The sequence below is a fragment of the Sphaerospermopsis sp. FACHB-1094 genome (assembly GCF_014696195.1).
Lineage (GTDB): Bacteria > Cyanobacteriota > Cyanobacteriia > Cyanobacteriales > Nostocaceae > Sphaerospermopsis > Sphaerospermopsis kisseleviana.
The window spans coordinates 13,605-32,472 of sequence record NZ_JACJPT010000005.1; the positions used below are offsets into that span (position 1 = coordinate 13,605).

Sequence of the window (18,868 nt, forward strand, 5' to 3'; positions counted from 1 at the left end):
TTGAATGTGAGGAATGAACTGTGAAACAAGTTCATAGTAATGTTTTAATTTCTAGTGCGGTTGCTTGTGTCGTTTTAGCAGCACAACCTGTTTTGGCACAGACCACTCAAATTACAGAAGTGAAACTCAATCCCGTTGATGGGGGAATTAGTGTAATTTTAAAGACATCTTCTGGAAATAAACCCCAGATTTTCACCACTAAAAGAGATAAAGCCTTAGTTGGAGATATTATTAATACGCAACTGCGTTTACCTCAAGGAAAGAGTTTCCGTCAAGAAAAACCCGCACCGGGAATAGCATCTGTAGAAGTTAATCAGTTAGATGCTAACAGTGTCCGTGTTACCGTCATGGGTATTGATAACGCTCCTGCTGGTAAACCTGTAGTCCGTGAAAATAACAATCTGACTCTTGGTTTTACTACCACAGGAGACGCGACAGCAGCAGCACCCACACCAACCACAACCCCAACCACACCGAATACAAACACCACAGCATCAGCACCTCCAACTCCCCCTGGTGGTGCTGTAGAATTTGGTAAACAACCAGATGTGTTAGTACCTAACCCAGAAATAACAATTGATGGTAAAAAAGCACAACCAGCAGGACCAAATCAACCTTATAACCTAGCACCGCCTTTTTTACCTAGAGCAGTTGCCCCACCAGTAGGAGATATTACAGTATCTAACATTGATACATCTCCTACAACTATTGATTTAGGAACACAGGAACGAGTACCGCGTTTGGTGTTACGTGATGCACCAGTGAGGGAAGTTTTATCACTATTGGCTCGTGCTGCTGGACTTAACCTGGCTTATGTGGGATCAGAAGGAACAGCGCCACCAGCAGGCCAAACCATTAGCCAAACAATTTCTTTAGATATAGAAAATGAACCAGTGCAGGATGTATTTAATTACGTTTTGCGTTTGAGTGGTTTAGAAGCTAACCGCAGTGGGAGGACAATTTTTGTCGGCGCTAAATTGCCTAATTCTACCCGTGATACTGTAATGCGGAGTTTGCGACTCAATCAGGTTTCAGCTGATGTTGCCATAAACTTTTTAGTAAGTTTAGGAGCAGAAAGTAGTGTCAGTGTTGAAAGAACAATTACTAATGTTGTTTCTACTAAGGTAGGTGAGGAGACAGCCAAGAATAACCAAGAAGAGGTAAAAATACCAGAAGTAAAACCTCTGAGTCTTGGCGATGACGACTTTAAAAATATAACGCCTTTACTAAGAGGTTTACAGGCTGTAGGAGACTTGCGAACAAATTCTGTTACCTTGATTGGTTCTCCCAAGTTAGTTGATATGGCAATATCTCAACTGACTCAGCTTGATATTCGTCGTCGTCAAGTGATGGTGAACGTCAAAATTATTGATGTTAACCTATCAAATTTTCCACAGTACAACACCAGCTTTTCGTTTGGTATCGGTCGTAAGTTACGGTTCAACAGTAGTGATGGTTTAGCAAGCGTAGTATTTGATGGCGATGGTAGACTAACCTCTAATAGAAGTATTGTCGCTACTTTGGATGCTACAGTGGAATCTGGCAACGCTAAAATTTTGACTGACCCTACTTTAATAGTGCAAGAAGGTCAAACAGCCAGTGTTAATCTCACTCAAGAAGTCGTGGGCAATTTCAAAAGAGATATCACAGATACTGTGGGAGGTTCAAGAGAAGTTATCACAATTGAAAAAACCAATGTTGGTCTGACTTTAAGTGTAAAAATCGAACGCATTGACGATAATGGTTTTGTATCTCTATCAGTAGCTCCTGTTGTTCGCGCTCCCGCGGATGCAGAAGTTGTAGAAAATGCAGGACGAGTTGTTTTGATATCTGAACGTTCTCTCCAGTCTGGCTTAATCCGCCTGCGAGATGGTCAAACTCTAATTCTGTCCGGTATTATTCAAGACCAAGATCGGGCAACAGTTAACAAAGTTCCTATCTTGGGTGATATTCCTCTAATTGGTTCGTTGTTTAGAAGCACCAATAGAGAGAATGTTCGCAGAGAGGTAATTGTATTACTCACACCACAGGTAATGGATGACACAGAGCGTTCTAGCTATGGTTATAACTACAATCCTAGTCCCCAGGTGCGGTAAACGCTTGAGCGTAGGGGGTTGAGAGTTCCTGGTAGTCGGTAGACTGTGCAAATACCCGGATTGTTGGATGATTCGGGTATTTCAGGTGTCTTTAATGGGTAGCAAATTCCGTAAATTCGCGCATTTCTGGAGAATGAAAAGCTAAAACTATATCTTGTTTGGGTACGCCTTGTTCAAGCAAGAGAGTAGCAATTCCTACTTCAGTTCCATCATGCTGTATCCAGATTTTGCCGTTTTTGATATCAATGTGTATACTACATCCATGAGTGCGATTATTCCCACGCCAACCAGTATGTAAGAGAAGATAGTGGTCATTTTGGGTATCTATAACCGCTTGTGCTTCGATTTCTTCCGGTGTAAATCGTCTTTGAGCTTTTTCTAAAATTAGATTCTTAACTATTTCACGATACTCTTCTACTGCCATTTGACAATTATCTCCTGTTTTGGCTCATAAATGAGTAAGTTGATTTGGTTTCTAGCAATTACAGAACGGGTAAAACGTCGCTGAAAAAATGATTTGTAAATTGAATCGGGTATTGCCAGATATAGTTTTCTTTGTGGATCAAATTCTTCAAGAGCAAACTGGTAGTTAAGAAACTGCCCAAGGGCGGTATGAAATTCAGAAACGTTTGATCCGCTTATAAAGCTTTTGATTTCAACGGCAATCTTTTCTTCTGCTCGTTCAGCTGCTAACATCTGTGCAGCTAGATCAATTTCAAAGTCTACATCTCCCACGCTTACCTCATAAGGGTCAGCAGTTATTATCCATCCTTCCTTCTCTAAAGCAGTTCTTACTGCATAGTGAAAACGATCCTTTGCCATGTAACATTATCCTGACTCATAACCTTAAAACATTAGTACCATTTTAATGTAACTTAGGACTCACACAACAATGTATTGACATTGTGTACACGATTATTTATAATAAGCTAAAAAGTTTGGTTGTGAAATTATAATTGCTGATAGATTTTATCCATCAAGTAAAACCTGTTCTCGTTGTGGGCATAAAAAAGAAAGTCTTTCTTTATCCGAAAGAATTTATTGCTGTGAGAACTGCGGTTTTGAGATAGATAGGGATCTAAACGCTGCAATTAATTTATCGCGTCTGGCTAAGGCGTGAAAGTCTACGGAGGGATAACTGCTCCCATGCTCCCGTTGAAGTAGAAAGTAAAGTCTAGTTTTGTCTAGGTTTTATATAGCAGTAATTCAAATTCAGGAAACCAAAATGGCAGCTTCCTTTGAAATGGATAATCCTGGACGCAATCAGGTTATTAATATTAGAGTTCAAGAAAAACAGCGTAATTTAATTGATTATGCTGCATCAATTCTTGGTAAAACTCGTTCTGATTTTATGCTAGATGTCGCTTGTAGAGAAGCGGAAAAAGTAATTTGTGATCAAACTTTTTTTGCGTTAGATGAAAAAAAATATCAAGAATTTATTGATATTTTAGATGCACCACCTAAAGCAGATGAGGAACTACGTAAGTTTTTAGCTGCTAAATCACCTTGGGATTAAGAATGGATCAGAGGAAAATTATAGAAGCTCCTCAACCAATTAATTCTAGCCATGATATATCACAATTCAATTCAAGGTCAGAAACTTTAAATAATTGGTTGAGGGAAAAAGCATTTAAAAATGAGGGTGATACTGCTAGAACTTATGTTGTAATTTGTGAAAACAAAGTAATCGGTTATTACTGTTTGGCAAGTTCTGGTGTATATCACTCGGTGGCTATTAGAAAAGTCAAGCAAAATGCACCAGATCCAGTTCCTTGTATGATCATTGGTAGGTTAGCTGTTGATGAACAATGGGAAGGGCAGGGTATCGGATCTGGTTTATTAAGAGATGCAATTTTTCGGGTTTTACAAGCATCCAAAGTTGTCGGCATACGGTGTATTTTAGTTCATGCTAAAGATGAAGCAGCTAAACAATTTTATCTAAAACATAAGTTTAAGCCCTCACCCATAGAATCTTTAACATTAATGTTGCCTTTAAAAGATATTGTGGCGAATATTTAAGATGTATAAACGCTTCATTCAACGTCTCTAAAAGGCTTTTAAACTTTGTTTTGTGGTTCATTTACCTGACAATTGGGGAGCATCCCAAATGTGTAATTTGATTTTTTGGGAATCTTTGAATTCCTACAAAGTCCTAATATGAATGAACCGCAAAGAACGCAAAAGACACAAATTTAAGAGGGTTTAAGAGGGTTTTTGGTATTGCTGAGTTGATTTTTGCAAAATTTGGATGCTCCCGAAAATTGCTGTACCCAATCCCCAATCCCCAGTCCCCAGTAAGCATTTATTCCTAAAAATTCGGTGTTTCCAGGGCAACTATGCAGCAAAAAACACAATAAATTCTGAAATCTATATAAATTAATGCTTTCACCTATGCACTTCTGGCTACAACACCTTAGAATGATTCATTGAAAAGTCGAGCCAATCTGATTTACAGGGGTTTTGAGTGTAAATACTCTCAAGGGACGATTTTTGTAATGCTGCCAACAGAGATTTCCGTAAAGATCCGACAAAGTACATCTTGACTAAATCTCAATTAAACCTCAAGGAGTTTGATATGAACAAAGGCGAATTAGTTGATGCAGTGGCGGAAAAAGCCAGTGTGACAAAGAAACAAGCGGATGCGGTGTTAACTGCTGCTATTGAGACAATTATTGAGGCTGTGGCTTCAGGCGATAAAGTCACCCTGGTGGGATTTGGTTCTTTTGAATCACGGGAACGGAAAGCTCGTGAAGGCCGCAACCCCAAAACCAATGAAAAAATGGAAATTCCAGCTACCAAAGTTCCTGCTTTCTCTGCTGGGAAGCTCTTTAGAGAAAGAGTAGCACCCCCAAAAGAGTAGGTTCTGTTCTAGGAAGTCTATTTTTGATGCGACAACAGGCACACGGGGGAAATTTAGCTTGGGCAGCGGCGTTAGCTGGCTGTTCCCCGGATGCTATTGTCGATTTTTCTGCCAGTATCAGCCCGTTGGGACCTCCAAACAGCGTTATTGCTGCGATCGCCTCCCAATTTGGTAATCTTAAACACTATCCTGACCCAGATTACAGCGAACTCAAACTAGCTCTGGGTCACTTTCATCAGTTACCACCTGAGTGGATTCTGCCGGGAAATGGTTCAGCAGAATTATTGACTTTACTAGGTAGGGAATTAGGACAATTAGCGGCTACAATGTTAATAACTCCAGCCTTTGGCGATTATTACCGCACCCTAGCGGCTTATAATGCTAAAGTGCTGGAGTTTCCTATTTTGGGGATTGGGGATTGGGGACTGGGAAAGATTTATTCCGTATTTTCCTCAGATACCCCGTCTAAAAATTGTGGTTTATTGCTAAATAATCCACATAACCCAACGGGTAAGCTATTTTTACGGGATGATATTTTGCCGTACCTGAAAGATTTTGCTTTGGTGGTGGTGGATGAGGCGTTTATGGATTTTCTGCCTCCTGATCAGGAACAAAGTTTGATCGGATTGGTACAGGAATATGAGAATTTGGTGATATTGCGATCGCTCACCAAGTTTTACAGTCTACCTGGGTTAAGGTTAGGATATGCGATCGCTCACCCGGACTTGCTCAGAAAATGGCAATCATGGCGAGATCCCTGGCCTGTGAATACCTTAGCTGCTGCTGCTGCGATCGCCGCACTCGAAGATACAGACTTTCAACAACAGACCTGGAAATGGCTACCACAGGCACGAAATCAACTTTTTCAGGGTTTATCGGCAATTAACGGATTAAGACCCCTAGAGGGCGCTGTTAACTACCTATTGGTAGAGTCTCAACATTCAACTTCTCAGTTACAAGAAAAATTACTTCAGCAATACCAAATTTTAATTCGTGATTGTCGCAGTTTTAAAGAGTTGGGCGATCGCTTTTTCCGTGTCGCTGTCCGTTCCCAATCTGATAACCAACGCCTACTAACAGCCCTTAAATCAGTTATCAGGTGACTGGTGACTGGTGACTGGTGACTGGTGACTGGTGACTGGTGACTGGTGACTGGGAGGATGAATAACCCAATTCCCAATTCCCAATTCCCCATTCCCAATTCCCAATTCCCTATTCCCTATTCCCAATTCCCTATTCCCAATTCCCAATTCCCAATGAAAATTGACTACGATATTGTAATTATTGGTGGTAGTATTACTGGATACCAAGCGGCTTTAGCTGCAACCCAACTACAAGCGAAAGTTGCCTTGGTACAGCCTCAAATACACTATGAATTAAACTATCATTACCCACTCAGCGAACTAAGTAAAATCTCACAGCAGTGCGTTGATATGGCAACTATTGGCATTATGACCGAGAGTAAAAACATCAAATCATATTTTCACCGGAACAAGCCAATTAACAATACTGGAGTACCAAAAAAATCGCAAATTTCCATATTGCAACCGACTTGCAGCTATTCCTACCCACAAGCGAAGTTGTATGCTCAAAGCATTGCAGCAAATATCAACCAACTTAATTCTCTTGCTAATTTGTCTGCCCAAGGTGTTGATGTAATTATTGGTAATGGGAAATTTCAAACTTCTCCCAAGCTGAGTTTTGCAGTGAATGACAGAATTTTAAGCGCCCGTACCTATTTACTCGCTTGCGGTTCACGTCCAAAAATTCCCGATATTGAAGGTTTAAACACTACAGGTTATCTCACCTTAGCGAATATTTGGCAATATTTAGAAACACCAAACCCTCCAAAAAATTGGGTAATTATTGGTGGTTTACCCCAAAGTATTGAAATTGCCCAAACTTTAGCTCGTTGGGGTTGCAACATCAATTTAATATTAAATCATCCTAGTGTTTTTTCTGATCTTGAACCAGAAATAAGACAATTATTGATAGCACAATTAGAAGCTGATGGTGTGCGTATTTTTAACCAAACAATCGTCACCCAAATACGAAAAATTGAAGATCAAAAATGGGTGCAAGCTGGAGATAAAGCTATAGAAACTGAAGAAATTTTAATTGCAACTGGACAACAACCAAACATAGATAATTTAAATTTAGCAGCAGCAGGAGTAAAATGGTATCCAAGGCGTTTAGTTGTGAATAAAAAACTCCAAACCACAAATCATCGCATTTACGCTTGTGGTGATATTCTAGGTGGTTATGATATTGCCAACATTGCCAATTATGAAGCTAAAATTGCTGTGAAAAATGCTCTATTTTTTCCCAGACTTGAAGTTAATTATCGTTGTATTCCTTGGATAATATCTTCTCAACCAATGGTAGCGCAAATAGGGTTAACAGAATTACAAGCAAAAAGAAGATATGGTAAAAATCAAGTTTTAGTTTTTACCAACTATTTCAAAACCTTAACAGCAGCACAAATTAAAAATGAAATTACAGGTATTTGTAAATTAATTATTTTAGAAAATGGTCAAATATTAGGATGTTCTATATTTGGTGTAGAAGCGGGAGAATTAATAAACTTAGTAGCTTTAACAATGTCAAAAAATCTGAAAATTGAGAACTTAGAAAATTTAGCTGTTGTTGATCCTAGCTTTTCAGAAATATTACAGCAAACCGCAAGAGAATGGAATAAACAAAAGTTAAATAAAAACCACATTTTGCAAGAGTTTTTGCAAAGTTTATTGCATTTTCGCAGAGATTGGGATTTATAATATTCAACAAAATATTCAACAATAGAAAATTAAAAATTCCCTCTCAAAAGGTTTTATTTGAGATTTACAACCCATTTTGCAAACGCAAAGTTCGTAGTAAGGAATTTATTCCTTACTTGAGGACTGAAGTCCTCACTACGGAACTTAATCTACTTTTGAATTATTTTCTTCCTCTGCGTTCTCTGCGTCTCTGTGTGAGATATAAAAGATGTTGGGTTTCCTCCCGTCAACCCAACGTACTGAGATATAATATCTAATATTCAACAGGTAAGAATCATGACTTCTGTAACCTTACAAATCCCACAATCATTAAAATTCACAGATGATGAATTTGTAGAAATAGTTGCAGCTAACAAAGATTTACGTTTAGAATTATCACATCAAGGGGAATTAATTGTTATGTCACCAACCGGAGGAGAAACAGGAGAAAGAAACTTAGAATTAACTGGACAAGTTTGGTTTTGGAACAGAACACATAAATTAGGAAAAGCATTTGATTCTTCCACAGGTTTTAAATTACCTCTTGGTGGTACTCGTTCCCCCGATGTATCTTGGATAAAAATAGAAAGATGGAATGCACTGACACCAGAACAAAGAAAAAAGTTTTTACCTTTATGTCCTGATTTTGTGATTGAATTAGTTTCTGAAAGTGACGATTTAGCTGATACCCAAGCCAAAATGCGGGAATATATTAATAATGGATTGCGTTTAGGTTGGTTGTTAAATCCTAAAGATAAACAAGTAGAAATATATCGTCAAAATCAAGCAGTAGAAATATTAGAAAATCCTCAAAGTTTATCTGGGGAAGATGTGTTACCAGGTTTTATTTTAGATTTACAACCCATTTTTTAAACGCAAAGTTCGTAGTAAGGAATAAATTCCTTACTTGAGGACTGAAGTCCTCACTACGGAACTTAATCTACTTTTGAATTATTTTCTTCCTCTGCGTTCTCTGCGTCTTTGCGTGAGATAAAAAAGATGTTGGGTTTCCTTTCGTCAACCCAACCTACTATTAAGGGACTTCAATGGGAATCAAAGAATTTTCCGGTAAATAACTGTGATAACAACCATCATCAGCTAATACTAAAACCAACCTTACAGGATAGTCAGGAGGAACTTGCAAATCTGCCCAAGGTACTGCTATCTCTAAACAAGAGTTTAACGCAACTTGGGCGCGAGTTGCGCGGGGATGCCATTGATAATGTTCTGCTGCTTCTCGAAAATAAATTGTTTGGGAAATTAGGTTAATTTCTAAATGATGGTGAAAGAAATAATTAACCGGTGCAAGATCAGGAACTTCTGCTAAAGGTGCAGGACTATTGATCATTGGTCTATCGGGATAATACCACAATAAATTTAATTCTTTGGGTAGTTCTTTTCCTGGTGTGACACCGCTTTTAAAGTCTACTCGCACATAGAAATTTAGGTGATCAACACCGTAAAAAATGCGTTGTACTAAACTACTTTGGTGCATTGTTCCCCGTGAACCACCTACTTCTATTCTGCCGGCTTTATCCCAGTCTTGTTCATCCCCTTTACCGTCAATTATGGGATGAATAAAACTTTCTGGACGATGATCTAATTTGGCTTCGTGGACTTCTAATGGTTGGGTTAAATAGGCTGGTATGGGTTCATTTAATGCTTTATAAATGCCATATAAATGTTCTCTAAATAGTTGATCAAATATGGCATCTTGATTTGATGAATGTCCTTCTCCAAACCACCAAAACCAATCTGAACCTTCAGCAGCATATAATGCTTCCCACGCTGCGGGGTTATTTTCTTCGGTTGCTTCGGGATGTTTTGCTAAGGTTTCTCTTGCATGGGTTAAATAGTCCCAAGCGCGGTTTTTTACAGGATCACCGATCCAAGTTGTAAAACTGCCATCTACCCATGAACCGCTATGTAATTTTTCACCGGGAATAGTTGCTGTAGCGGGGTATTTTTCGAGAAATTCGGAAACAGTAACCAGTTTGATATTTTCTTGATTACTCAGGTTTTCATACAATGTTTCTAGGAAAATTTTACCATCTTGGGGATAAAATTCCCAGCAATTTTCCCCATCCAAAGCAATGGTAACTAACCAAGGTTGTGAAGTTGGGTTTTCTCTTTGTTTTCTAGCGATCGCCTGTAAATGTCCTACTAAGTCTGCAACCGCCTGTTTTGGCTGCATTGCACCATAAGTAAAACCCACTAAATCTGATAATCTATGATCCCGGAATACAATGGAAACCTCACCTGCGGGAGTTTGCAAACGATAGGGACGGTATAATAATTCTGGTTGTTGTAAATTTCCCGCCCCATCCCGATGAAAGAAATGTTGCAATGTCCAACCTAAAACCGCTTCATCTGAGCAAATCCACTTAAACCCCTGTTTAATAATATACGGTAAAATTTCTGGGCTGACGGACTGTTCTGAAGGCCATAAACCTCTGGGTGCTTGTTCAAACCTATCTTTATATAAATTCCAGGCTTTTTGTAAATGGCGGGGAATATCTTCCGCCCACTGGAAACGCTGGTTAGGTAATGTCATTTGTGGCACTGCCACCCGTCCAGAGTTGGTATCAGCTAACAGGGGTAAAATGGGGTGAGTGTAGGGGGTGGTGGTAACTTCTAACTGGCCAGTTTCCTGCATTTTCCGGTGTTGGGGAATAATGCGACTGAGGATTTGTTTTTGTTTAGAATAGATCCGTTGGCGATCGCCTAAAGTAAAATTACGTCCTTGTTTTAACCAAACTGCAATTTCTGGATCATCCCAAAATAAAGGATCAATCCACGCTAAATTATGCCAAGCTAATAAATCACTATAATCTACAGCTTGCCAATTTGCTAAACACCAACCTTGACCCTTTTCCTGTCTTTGATAATACAATTGGGCATAACGGGGATGGGGGTCAATTAAAGTATGATGGTTAGCATCAAAAAAATGTTGAACAATAAACTCTTTTTGTTCTGTGGTTAACTGTTCCACAGGTGTTAAACTGGCAGTTAAATAAGGGTCAAAAGCATTTCCCGCAATATAATCTTCTAACTGTAAAATCAAAGACGGTACTAAATTCACCGTTTGATGTAATTTCGGGTATTTTTCCAGCAATAATATTAAATCTAGATAATCCTTAGTACCATGTAACCTCACCCAAGGTAAGCGATACTGCTGACTGACAGGAGACTTGTACAATGGTTGATGTTGGTGCCAAATAAACGCGACGTAAAGGGGATGAGACATGATCAATAATATGCTTTTCAGGATTTACTAATAATTTTCAATTATCAATAATGGTAATGGGTAATTGGTGATAGTTGATAGTTGATAGTTGATAGGGAAACATAAAGATTGATTACCCACTCACCAATCACCAGTCACCAGTCACCAATCACCAATCACCAACCACCAGTCATCTATCCTTAGATGACTTGTTCAATTTCTGCAATTTCGGGAATCATTTCTTTGAGACGGCGTTCAATACCCATTCTCAAAGTCATTTGTGAACTAGGACAAGAACCGCAAGCACCTTGTAAACGCAGTTTCACTACTGGTCCATCGAGTTCTACCAGTTCCACATTACCCCCATCAGACATTAGATAAGGGCGCATTTCATCTAAGACAGTTTCAACGTTTTCAAGTGTCAATTCCATAGTTTTAGACCTGTTCAGTTAAGGACGGCTTTGAAAGTGGGATTTGCAGATTATCCACCCATTTCCCAAAATATAACAGGAGTCAGGAGTCAGGAGGCAGGAGTTATTTATTTTGGATTTTGGATTTTGGATTTTGGATTGTTTTTGTTAACTCCAATCTAAAATCTAAAATCTAAAATCTAAAATCTAAAATTTTCTTCCCCAATCACCAGTCACCAATCAATTATTGAGATTCAATCTCGCACTCGCTAGGGGAACACAAGACCGGTTGTTGATAAAGTGGGACTGTGAAGGTGACAGTTGAACCAAGACCTTCGCCTAAGCTATAAAAATGTACCTCACCGCCCATTGCTTCTACCAGCTTTTGGGATATGGTTAAACCTAAACCAGTACCTCCGTAGTGACGAGTACGAGAACCATCAACTTGAGAGAATAATTGAAACAGTTTATCTTGTTTGTCTAAGGAAACACCAATACCAGTATCTGCAACTTTAACTTTCACCATGCCGGGATTCTGTGGTTTGCTGGATTTTCCTTTTCCTTTTTTGATAACCCAGTCGGCGCTGATGGTGATTCCACCTTCATGGGTGAATTTAATAGCATTGCCTACCAAATTTAGCATAACTTGTAACAACCTTTGGTAATTACCTTGAACGATAATTTCATCAGAGGTGACAGGCATTTGCATTTGGAAACTGAGGTTTCTCATCTCCGCTTGGGGACGGGTAAAGTTTTCTACATCACTAAATAGCTCTTGAAGTTTGACAGGTGAGCAGTCTAACTCCATTTTCCCGGCTTCGATTTTGGCAATATCCAAAATATCATTGAGAAGATTTAGCAGATGGAGTGATAATTTAAGAGCTTCATCCACAAATTCCATTTGTTCTTCGGGATCATCTGCTATCCCTTCTAAAATCAGCTTTAAAAAGCCAATCATGCCATTTAAAGGTGTATGAATTTCGTGGGATACATTAGCGAGAAATTCGCTTTTTAACCGGGATGCTTCCTCAGCGTTTTGTCTTGCGTATTCTAGTTCTTTGTATAGGGTAGCATGAGCGATCGCTGTACCCAGTTGATCTGCCAACTCTTTAATTAATTCTATTTCCGTTTCTGTTATTAATATTTCTTCACTGCTTAAACTTAACCCAACTAAACCATTTGCTTGGTCTTGATAGTTAGTAGCAAAAAGTAAAAATCTGTGCTGCTGAGAATTTGTTTGAATCGGCATCTCTATGACCATCGGTTCTAGAGTTGCCAAAGCTTGAGCAAAAGCAGGTTCAGAAGATATCTCTATTTCTGAGCCTAAAATGGGCTTGAATGCTGGTTGGTGATATTCTGCGATTACCCTAACTTTTGAATCTCCTGGCTGATAAGGAAAGAAAATACAACGCTCCAGTTTGAGAGTTTGTCCTAAACTGTCAACTGTTTGCTGCCAAATAACATCTATATCCAGTGTCCACCAGATATTTCTGGTGATTTGGTTTAATAGTTTTTGGTATTGCACCAATAACTGTGGCACTTTCCGAGAATGCAAAAATAACTCAAGCTGTGAAGGCGTTTTTGCTGCCTGATTCACTTCTTTACCATGGACTGGAGATGGTAATAGCCTACCCATAACCAAAACTGTGGTTGCGGCTTCACCCAGTTGCGGCATAATTGGAGTAATTGTCAACTCCAACTCTAATAAATATTGACTGCATTTAAACCAACATTGAACTCTCTCTGGGACTAAAGTTGTTAAAATCCTTTGCAAGCCTTCCAAATAGGCAACTTTATCTACTGGGGTAAAGATTTCATTTTCATTAAGCGCATCAACTATTCTCTCAGTGATTAAATCCAGGAGTTCGCTGTACTGCCAATCAAATGTCAGATAACGCCCAGTACCATCTTGGATATATACCAACTCAGATGCAAGAGTTAGTAATAAGCCATCTGTACTGCGGTTAGTAGATTCCAGGTTCTGAGAAAATAGCTTTGGCAATGGGTTATTCGCAGTAATAGTCATTTATCGAGTTGGATAGACAATTTGCTTTCCACCGTGGTTGTACTAAAGCTGCTTAAATTTTGGCATAAAGTTTTACAGCTTTCATACTTTTGACTGTATATTTTTGACTTTTCTGGAATCTGGAGCGTTAAGTTTTACATTTTGTATCATTGGGGACTGGTGACTGGTGATTGGTGACTGGTGATTGGGAAAAATACAAATAACTTCCCCCTGCTCGCTGCTCCCCTGCTTCTTCCCCAGTCCCCAGTCCCCAAATTTCAATCATTCCATTCTCCTCTAGGGGGAATAGGTGTGCGTATTGGTGTGCGAGTTAGTTCATCATCTCTCGGTATGTCGCCGCGTAACCATTGGCGGATGGCGACTTCTATCACCTTACTGGGGTCATTGGTAAGATGCTGAATTTGGGCTATTAATTCAGAGTCTAGGCGAACAGCAATTTCTACCTTGTCTGTATGGATTTTTTCCCCGTTGGTGGGGTTTTCTTGCGTATTCATAGGTTTACGGTTTCCCAAAAAATTACCAAACTTAGATGATTCAGTTTTTAGGTGGCAGTTTTAATATACAGTGTCATCATATCTTGAAAATTAATTCACCTGCCTGGGGAATGGAAAGTGGCAGGGGGAGCAGGGAGAGCAGGGGGAGGTAAATAACCCAGTCACCAGTCACCAGTCACCAGTCACCAATCACCAATTACCCATTACCCATTACCCAATAAAGCATTAAAATACATGAAGTAAATAGATTTAACTTTTGATTGCTGCTAAAGCAAAGATGGTATATGACTGACGTTCCCGCAGTTCGCATTCGCAATTTCTGTATTATTGCTCATATTGATCACGGTAAATCTACTTTAGCCGATCGCTTACTCCAAGCTACTGGCACTGTAGACGACCGACAAATGAAGGAGCAGTTTCTCGATAACATGGATCTGGAACGGGAGCGCGGCATTACAATTAAGCTGCAAGCTGCCCGGATGAATTACACAGCTAAGGATGGTCAGCAGTACGTTTTAAACTTAATTGATACTCCTGGTCACGTTGACTTTTCCTATGAGGTTTCCCGTTCTCTGGCTGCTTGTGAGGGTGCTTTATTGGTTGTGGATGCCTCCCAAGGGGTAGAAGCCCAAACTTTAGCAAATGTGTATTTAGCACTAGAGCATAATTTGGAAATTATTCCAGTTTTAAATAAAATTGATTTACCAGGAGCAGAACCAGATAGAGTAGTTAGTGAAATTGAAGAAATTATTGGTTTAGATTGCAGTGGGGCAATTTTAGCTTCTGCTAAAGAGGGAATCGGTATTCCTGAGATTTTAGAGACGATTGTAGAACGTGTACCCCCAGCAGCTAATACGGTTGATCAACCTTTAAGGGCGCTGATTTTTGATAGTTACTACGATAGCTACCGGGGAGTAATTGTTTATTTCCGGGTGATGGATGGGACTGTGAAGAAGGGCGATCGCATCTATTTGATGGCATCGGGTAAGGAATATGAAATTGATGAGTTAGGTGTCCTTTCTCCCACCCAAAAACAAGTTGAAGAACTCCATGCAGGAGAAGTAGGTTATTTAGCCGCCTCTATTAAAGCTGTGGCTGATGCACGGGTGGGCGATACTATCACCTTATCTAAGGCTAAAGCTACAGAACCTTTACCCGGTTACACAGAGGCTAACCCAATGGTATTTTGTGGGATGTTCCCCATAGATGCAGATCAATTTGAAGACTTGCGGGAAGCTTTGGAAAAACTGAGATTGAATGATGCGGCTTTGCAATATGAACCGGAAACTTCTAGCGCAATGGGGTTTGGTTTCCGTTGTGGGTTCTTGGGTTTGCTACACATGGAAATTGTCCAAGAACGGTTAGAGCGAGAGTATAACCTGGATTTAATTATTACAGCCCCATCTGTGGTTTATAAGGTGATCACTATCAAGGGTGAGGAACTGTATATTGATAATCCTAGCCATTTACCTGCGCCCAATGACCGGGAAAGAATAGAAGAACCTTATGTGCAGGTAGAAATGATTACTCCCGAAACCTACGTTGGTACTTTGATGGAGTTATCACAAAACCGCCGGGGTATTTTCAAAGATATGAAATATCTTACCCAGGGACGGACTACCCTAACTTATGAAATTCCTTTGGCGGAAGTTGTCACCGACTTTTTTGATCAAATGAAATCCCGTTCTCGTGGTTATGCGAGTATGGAATATCATCTGATTGGCTACCGGGAAAATCCGTTGGTGAAGTTGGATATTATGATCAATGGTGATCCCGTAGATTCTTTAGCGATGATCGTCCACCGGGATAAAGCTTATGGTGTGGGCAGATCAATGGCTGAAAAGCTCAAAGAACTGATCCCACGTCATCAATTCAAAGTTCCCATTCAAGCGTCTATTGGTAGTAAGGTGATTGCCAGTGAACATATTCCGGCTTTGCGGAAAGACGTTTTAGCTAAGTGCTACGGTGGTGACATCAGCCGGAAGAAGAAACTTTTGCAGAAACAAGCCAAGGGTAAAAAACGGATGAAAGCTGTGGGTACGGTGGATGTACCCCAGGAAGCGTTTATGGCTGTGTTGAAGTTAGATCAAAGTTAATGTATGAGGTGACAGGAGGCAGGAGTCAGGAGTCAGGAGGCAGGAGGCAGGGGAGGTAGAATAAATTTTTCTCGCTGTTCCCTGTTCCCTGTTCCCTGCCTCCACGAAAAATTCATGAATCAAATCGGATCACTATACCTCCCCAGTCCCCAGTCAACTAGATATTTGCAAATTTAAAGTTAACCTGGTTTTTTGATGAAATCGGGTTTTTTTGTAGAGATAAATTGCAAATCAATATGATAAGCTTTATCAAAAAACTATTTATTAAAAAAAACAACAATTTCACTAGGAATACTCGCAGTAATTGTCACACTTCGTATTTTGAGATCAAAGTAGTTTTTTCTATTCTTTCAAGTTTTGTAAATATCGGGGAGTTAAATCAATGAAGATACTGGTACTAAGTTGGGAATTTCCGCCAAGGTTAGTGGGAGGAATTGCCCGTCATGTAGGAGAATTATACCCGGAATTGGTAAAGTTAGGGCATGAGATTCACTTGATTACGCCAGAAGTAAAACAATCATCACTGTATGAAGTAGTTGAGGGTATTTATGTACATCGAGTACCAGTAGCCCATAGTCATGATTTTTTTCACTGGGTAGTAAATTTAAATGAGAGTATGGGACATCACGGTGGTAAATTGATGTTAGAGGAAAGACCATTTGATCTTATTCATGCCCATGATTGGTTAGTTGGAGATGCAGCGATCGCTCTCAAACATACTTTTAAAGTTCCTCTCATTGCTACCATTCACGCCACAGAATACGGACGTTATAACGGTATTTATAATGATACCCAACGCTATATTAGTGGCAAAGAAGAATTATTAGCTTATAACGCTTGGCGCATCATTGTTTGTACTGAATATATGCGGGGGGAAGTAGTCAGAGCATTAAATAGTCATGGTGATAAAATCGACGTGATTTTTAATGGGATTCGCCCAGAAAAAAAGCAACATTACCGAGATTTTCATGCTCAAGATTTTCGTCGCCAATTTGCCGCAGATCATGAAAAAATTGTTTATTACTTGGGCAGGATGACTTATGAAAAAGGTATACCTGTATTGCTTAATGCTGCTCCCAAGGTACTTTGGGAAATGGGCGGTTACGTTAAATTTGTGATAGTTGGTGGTGGTAATACTGACCATTTAAAACAGCAAGCTTGGGATTTAGGAATTTGGGATAAATGCTATTTTACTGGTTTTCTTTCTGATGACTACTTGGATAAATTTCAAACCTTAGCTGACTGTGCAGTTTTTCCCAGTCTTTATGAACCTTTTGGTATTGTAGCTTTAGAAAGTTTTGCTTCTAGAGTTCCGGTTGTGGTTTCAGATACGGGTGGTTTTCCGGAAGTAGTACAACATACGAAAACAGGAATTGTAACTAAAGTAAATAATCCAGATTCTTTAGCATGGGGAATTTTAGAAGTTTTGAAAAATCCAGGTTATCGACAATGGTTGATAGATAACGCTTATGAAGATTTAGAACGAAGATTTCGCTGGCCACAATTAGCAAAAGAAACGGAAGCTGTATATGAGAAAGTGGTGAAAGAGCGATCGCAAGTTGATTGGTAATTAAACACAAAGTAAAACTGAGGTTTTCGCAGAGTAGTGGAGATAATATTAATTACTCTGCGTTTTTTGCCGTTAAAAAACAGTACAAAGGCTGTACGCTGGGAATTTACCCCTTGGGAATGCGAGAGTTAGAAATGATGGCTGTTTGCTTCACATTCCTGAGTATGACCAAGGCATTCCCAAATATAGCCAAGTGCTTGAGAAAAGCAAGAACTATGTTGTTGAAGATGGGAACCTTCCTCATATCCCACTTTACAGCAAACCTAAACCGCTACTTGGAAAAAATTAGCCGTGATGTTAGTCCACCGTTACCAAACCCCAATTATAGACCGAATTATAAAGTTCCTTTATTAGCTGGACCTGTACATAATTTGGGTGGGGGTGGTCCTGATGTGGATGATGCGATTCAATGGATGATAAATCAAGTCAGGGGAGGTGCTAACTCTAACAAAAAAGTTAATGTTGTTGTCATTCGTGCTGCTGGTAACGATGATTATAATCAGCTAATTTATAATATGAGAGGTGTGAATTATGTAGAGACTTTAATCATTAGAAATAAACAAGAAGCGAATAGGACAGATATTTTTGATAAAGTCAGAAATGCTGGAGTAATTTTCTTTGCTGGTGGTGATCAATGTGAATATATTCGCAACTGGAAAAACACGAAATTAGAAGCTGCCATCAAATCAGTTTATGATAAGGGTGGGGCTATTGGTGGCACAAGTGCAGGGGCAATGATTCAAAGTGAATTTGTTTATGATTCTTGCGCTTGTGAAGATAGTATTGAAACTAATGAAGCACTGGAAGACCCCTATAGGAATATTACATTTACCTATAACTTTTTCCAGTGGAAGTATTTGCGAAGAACGATTATTGACACCCATTTTGATGAACGCAAAAGAATGGGAAGAATTATGGTTTTTATTGCGCGACAAATTCAAGATGGTGTATCTAATACTGCGTTAGGAATAGCTATTAGCGAAGAAACATCTTTACTTGTAGATAAATATGGAATTGCAAAAGTTATGGGGAGGGGTTCAGTTTATTTTGTTCTTGGAGATCATTCCCCAGAAGTTTGTCAACCCGGAAAACCTCTCACATATTATGATTATAAAATTTGGCGATTTCCTAGAGGTGAAACTTTTGATTTAAATAATTTACCATCTAGAGGTTATTATCTCAGAAGTGTGAAACGGGGAAGATTTGATTCTGATCCTTATTAATGGATGTACAGATCCTCTTGTGGTGCGGGCATCTTGCCCGCTTTATTTTACATCTATAGTTTTTCTTGTTCCCATACTCTGTATGGGAATGAATAAAGCAAGACTCTGGCT

18 protein-coding genes and 1 pseudogene are annotated in these 18,868 nt (G+C 39.3%); 11 read left to right on the forward strand and 8 right to left on the reverse strand.

Going from position 1 to position 18,868, the window contains the following annotated elements:
* Nucleotides 1-20 precede the first annotated feature (20 nt).
* A complete protein-coding gene (locus H6F47_RS02380; RefSeq protein ID WP_190347939.1) occupies nt 21-2,096 on the forward strand; it encodes an AMIN domain-containing protein in 2,076 nt (691 codons plus the stop codon).
* 91 nt (nt 2,097-2,187) lie between these two features.
* On the opposite strand, the gene H6F47_RS02385 is transcribed toward H6F47_RS02380, so the two are convergent.
* Nucleotides 2,188-2,520, reverse strand: coding sequence for a XisI protein (locus H6F47_RS02385; RefSeq protein ID WP_096572276.1), 333 nt, complete (start codon nt 2,518-2,520; stop codon nt 2,188-2,190).
* Nucleotides 2,511-2,918: a XisH family protein gene (locus H6F47_RS02390; RefSeq protein WP_137669169.1), complete on the reverse strand. Its 408-nt coding sequence runs from the start codon at nt 2,916-2,918 to the stop codon at nt 2,511-2,513. Before H6F47_RS02390 ends, H6F47_RS02385 begins: the two co-directional genes overlap by 10 nt.
* Nucleotides 2,919-3,024: 106 nt before the next feature.
* Here H6F47_RS02390 and H6F47_RS02395 point away from each other — a divergent pair.
* The 5 genes and pseudogenes from H6F47_RS02395 to cobD form a co-directional block, all read left to right on the forward strand.
* Nucleotides 3,025-3,216: pseudogene (locus tag H6F47_RS02395) on the forward strand (transposase); the annotation flags it as partial.
* Between the two features lie 105 nt (nt 3,217-3,321).
* On the forward strand, nt 3,322-3,612 hold the full coding sequence (locus H6F47_RS02400) for a DUF1778 domain-containing protein (protein ID WP_096572274.1): 291 nt from the start codon (nt 3,322-3,324) through the stop codon (nt 3,610-3,612).
* A 2-nt stretch (nt 3,613-3,614) separates the two neighbouring features.
* Complete coding sequence (locus tag H6F47_RS02405) at nt 3,615-4,115, forward strand: GNAT family N-acetyltransferase (RefSeq protein WP_190647514.1); 501 nt, start codon at nt 3,615-3,617, stop codon at nt 4,113-4,115.
* A gap of 556 nt (nt 4,116-4,671) precedes the next feature.
* On the forward strand, nt 4,672-4,956 hold the full coding sequence (locus H6F47_RS02410) for an HU family DNA-binding protein (RefSeq protein WP_096572272.1): 285 nt from the start codon (nt 4,672-4,674) through the stop codon (nt 4,954-4,956).
* A gap of 26 nt (nt 4,957-4,982) precedes the next feature.
* The gene (gene cobD / locus H6F47_RS02415; protein WP_137669171.1) at nt 4,983-6,059 is read left to right on the forward strand and encodes a threonine-phosphate decarboxylase CobD; all 1,077 of its coding nucleotides are present in this window, start codon (nt 4,983-4,985) and stop codon (nt 6,057-6,059) included.
* On the opposite strand, the gene H6F47_RS27570 is transcribed toward cobD, so the two are convergent.
* Nucleotides 6,045-6,206, reverse strand: coding sequence for a hypothetical protein (locus H6F47_RS27570; protein ID WP_206755133.1), 162 nt, complete (start codon nt 6,204-6,206; stop codon nt 6,045-6,047). The genes cobD and H6F47_RS27570 overlap by 15 nt on opposite strands.
* A gap of 6 nt (nt 6,207-6,212) precedes the next feature.
* On the opposite strand from H6F47_RS27570, the gene H6F47_RS02420 reads away from it, so the two are divergent.
* Together H6F47_RS02420 and H6F47_RS02425 are read left to right on the forward strand one after the other, a co-directional pair.
* The gene (locus H6F47_RS02420) at nt 6,213-7,733 is read left to right on the forward strand and encodes an NAD(P)/FAD-dependent oxidoreductase (RefSeq protein WP_190347941.1); all 1,521 of its coding nucleotides are present in this window, start codon (nt 6,213-6,215) and stop codon (nt 7,731-7,733) included.
* A 276-nt stretch (nt 7,734-8,009) separates the two neighbouring features.
* Nucleotides 8,010-8,585 (forward strand): Uma2 family endonuclease, encoded by a 576-nt coding sequence (locus H6F47_RS02425; protein ID WP_137668053.1) that lies wholly within the window; start codon nt 8,010-8,012, stop codon nt 8,583-8,585.
* A 160-nt stretch (nt 8,586-8,745) separates the two neighbouring features.
* Here the strand turns inward: H6F47_RS02425 and H6F47_RS02430 are convergent, their stop codons facing one another.
* The 5 genes from H6F47_RS02430 to H6F47_RS02450 form a co-directional block, all read right to left on the reverse strand.
* Nucleotides 8,746-10,959: a glycoside hydrolase gene (locus tag H6F47_RS02430; protein ID WP_190647517.1), complete on the reverse strand. Its 2,214-nt coding sequence runs from the start codon at nt 10,957-10,959 to the stop codon at nt 8,746-8,748.
* A 179-nt stretch (nt 10,960-11,138) separates the two neighbouring features.
* Nucleotides 11,139-11,369: a NifU family protein gene (locus tag H6F47_RS02435; protein WP_096572267.1), complete on the reverse strand. Its 231-nt coding sequence runs from the start codon at nt 11,367-11,369 to the stop codon at nt 11,139-11,141.
* A 223-nt stretch (nt 11,370-11,592) separates the two neighbouring features.
* The gene (locus H6F47_RS02440; protein WP_190647519.1) at nt 11,593-13,374 is read right to left on the reverse strand and encodes an ATP-binding protein; all 1,782 of its coding nucleotides are present in this window, start codon (nt 13,372-13,374) and stop codon (nt 11,593-11,595) included.
* Nucleotides 13,375-13,501: 127 nt separating this feature from the next.
* Nucleotides 13,502-13,639, reverse strand: a complete 138-nt coding sequence (locus tag H6F47_RS02445) for a hypothetical protein (protein WP_162501898.1) — start codon at nt 13,637-13,639, stop codon at nt 13,502-13,504.
* Nucleotides 13,632-13,868 carry a hypothetical protein gene (locus H6F47_RS02450; protein ID WP_096572265.1) on the reverse strand — a complete coding sequence of 79 codons (237 nt, stop codon included), beginning with the start codon at nt 13,866-13,868 and terminating at the stop codon, nt 13,632-13,634. The genes H6F47_RS02445 and H6F47_RS02450 overlap by 8 nt, the downstream gene beginning before the upstream one ends.
* Nucleotides 13,869-14,152: 284 nt before the next feature.
* Between H6F47_RS02450 and lepA the strand changes: the two genes are divergently transcribed.
* From lepA to H6F47_RS02465, 3 genes are all read left to right on the forward strand, one after another.
* A complete protein-coding gene (gene lepA / locus H6F47_RS02455) occupies nt 14,153-15,964 on the forward strand; it encodes a translation elongation factor 4 (protein ID WP_096572264.1) in 1,812 nt (603 codons plus the stop codon).
* Between the two features lie 382 nt (nt 15,965-16,346).
* Nucleotides 16,347-17,534 (forward strand): glycosyltransferase family 4 protein, encoded by a 1,188-nt coding sequence (locus H6F47_RS02460; RefSeq protein ID WP_190347944.1) that lies wholly within the window; start codon nt 16,347-16,349, stop codon nt 17,532-17,534.
* 164 nt (nt 17,535-17,698) lie between these two features.
* Nucleotides 17,699-18,757 (forward strand): Type 1 glutamine amidotransferase-like domain-containing protein, encoded by a 1,059-nt coding sequence (locus tag H6F47_RS02465; protein ID WP_190347945.1) that lies wholly within the window; start codon nt 17,699-17,701, stop codon nt 18,755-18,757.
* Nucleotides 18,758-18,868: the final 111 nt, after the last annotated feature.